Below are 2,795 nucleotides of genomic sequence, written 5' to 3' on the forward strand. Positions count from 1 at the left end.
GGTATAAAGCCGCTAGGTTTTAACCACAGGTAATTATCAATTATCCATTATCAATTATCAATTAATAAACTAACTATTCAAATTCATCTGCTGACGTAAATCATCAAGAGGCGACACTTCATCACTCTCCAATAATTTCTCCTCCTCACTACTTACTACTTCCAAATTTTCCTCACTTTTGCCAAAATCAAACTCAGAAATAATTGGCAACTGTCGCTCATTCAACAACATTGTCTGGAGACAACTATTAATAGAATAAACTACACGATTATAATCCTTAATCTTCTCCTCAACCTCAGCTTGAAAACGTAAATTCCTTTGAATTTTTTCTCCAGCTTCCGTCTCTAAACTTTGCTCTAAATATTCCCGCGCTTGATTATATTGCTGCATAATATCTTCCCCTTGTTTTTCAGCCATCGGTAATAAATTGGTCTTCAAAGTTTGATTCACAGTTTGTCGAAAAGTTTGCCGAATAGTCTTGGAAACTTTTGGCTCAAAATCTAACTTCAACAATTGTCTAATTGCCGGTTCCGCTTCTACCATACTGCTACAGTCAAAACTTTGAGAAGTTTGTAATAAAGTTTGCCGAAACTGATAGATAGAAAAAGTTCCTTCATCATAAAAACGCGGACTTTCTCGCACAAATCTGTCACATTCTATTCGCGCTGCACTTATTAATGCCGTGCTAACTGTTTTTTCTACTTCCTTTAAATGTTTTTCAATTCCTCCATCATTGCCTAACAAACGATAGAGTTGTCGATAATATTCTGACTTACGAACTCGATCAATTAAATGTTGAAAAAATCCAGTTACTACTGACTGAGTAGAGTCAACTAAAATATCCTCTAATTGATTTGCTAAATAGTAAAGTGCCTCGACTAAAACTGCTAATAAAGGTGCCGTTGCATTCCGGAGATGATTAATAGTTGCTCGACTATAAGCAGCTTCAACAGAAAAAGTATCTAACAGTTCATCTAAACGACGAATCATTCGAGATTGGAGTTGATTAAAATCTGCTTCAAAACCATCACATTTATTTGTGACTAGCAAATTTACTTCCTCAGAAATATGTTGATTAAATCCTTCGCCGACTTCTTGGAGTTGAGAATTTAATAATGATAATTCCTGAGCTTTCATTGCCTCTATTTCTTGGGGTTGACTTGCCAAGTCTCGTTGAGTTGCTAAATAATTTTTCTGGAGTTGTATACAGATATTTTGTAAGTCATCTGCTAAATTTGCAAATAATTGTGGGCGTTTTTCCTCTTTCAGATAACGAGTAATTCCATTCCGAAATTCCTCTATCCCACTATCAATTATTAATTGTTCGATTAATGGTTTACCCCACTCCTCTAAAATCCTGACATAATTTTCATTAGGTGACTCAAAACCATTAATACTTACCCGAAAATTACTAGGAAGTTTGCGAGAAGTGCCACAATAATTATTAAAAGCATAGACAAATTGTGGCGTTTCCTCCTCTCCATCTAAACCTTTAACACTATTAGCAAATATACTATCTAAACCAAAACGCTCCCCCTGACTTGTCTCTTTAATTAAACTGCTATAAAAACCTAACAACCCACTGGTTTTATAAATCCTTTCTGTATCTCGAAAATCAGAAATAATCAAACTTTCTAATCTTTGTCGGAGTTGAGAATTATACCAAGTTTCATCTATACGATTAAAAACATAAAAAACCCGGTCTCTAATACCAGGGTTTTCTCGCATTTTTTCCAATAATTCTGTTTCTTCAGTTGTCATATCTCCCGCAGCAGCAGCTTTTAAAATACAAACAACTGCAGAAGTTTCTGGGTTTTCTATTTTGTCATAAGTAACTTGAGCATCTTTCTCTACAGGAGCATCAATTCCTGGAGTATCAATAATGATATTTCCATCCTCTAATAAAGGATGATGACAATAATATTCTACGCGCTTCAACACAGCACTATTCATTCCTCTTCGCGCATAACTTGCTGCTTCTTTCAGGTTAGAAAAGTTAAACTGTTCCATTGAATAAATAGCATTTTGAGTCAGATGAATAAATTCTTGATTTGCCTCAAAACCATCCACTAATAACTTTAATGCTTTTGCTTGTTTAGCACGTTCCGATTTATTTTCCCCTCCTTCATTTTTAATAATTGCATTGCATTGTTCCCGGATAATTCCAATTACTTCCGATTCTTCAATATTGGCACTGGTATCTAAACCTAATTGCTGTCTTAAAATTGATACTTGTTCTTGAATTTCAGCAATACTTAAAAATGTCAAAACTACTCGTTCTTTTTCAGGTTCGGCATATTCGATATAACATTCTGTTCCTGTGGCGTGACCTTCAGCACTGTAGAGTAATTCTCTGCCTAATAAAGCATTAATTAACATCGACTTTCCTGCACTAAAAGCTCCGGCAAATACTATTTCAAATTTTGGGGAAATTACTTTATTTAAAGAATACCGAACTGCCGTTGTATCTTGTTGTCTAAGAGTAGGTTCTTGATGTAATAGTTGCAGTAGATTTTCTACCTGATTTTGTAAATCTTGACATTGATTAGGAATTAAGTTCATTTTTTCCCGATGGTATTAGTAATTCTCTACTATTTTACTAGATAAGTAGTCAACTATAATCTAAGTATTTAGGTATCGGCTTTTAACGGAATCAAACAACGACTAAGGTTAGTTTATAACCAATTTAATTCTTATGTCACTTATTGGAGACTAATTTTTCCTGCCTAGATAATCAGTCAATAATTTCTAGCTGATTACTTATTTATTAGGGGTGACTACTAGATACTGATAAT

The 2,795-nt window shown here is 34.2% G+C and carries 1 protein-coding gene; it reads right to left on the minus strand.

Annotated elements, in window-relative coordinates; translation table 11 throughout:
• Positions 1-69: 69 nt before the first annotated feature.
• Positions 70-2,562 carry a dynamin-like GTPase family protein gene (locus AFK68_RS03125; RefSeq protein WP_094671554.1) on the minus strand — a complete coding sequence of 831 codons (2,493 nt, stop codon included), beginning with the start codon at positions 2,560-2,562 and terminating at the stop codon, positions 70-72.
• Positions 2,563-2,795: the final 233 nt, after the last annotated feature.

It is taken from the genome of Hydrocoleum sp. CS-953, from assembly GCF_002260545.1.
Lineage (GTDB): Bacteria > Cyanobacteriota > Cyanobacteriia > Cyanobacteriales > Microcoleaceae > Trichodesmium.

What these genes read in the sequence shown, in the direction of transcription:
- AFK68_RS03125 (WP_094671554.1), bottom strand. Translation starts at nt 2,562, where the DNA reads ATGAACTTAATTCCTAATCAATGTCAAGATTTACAAAATCAGGTAGAA.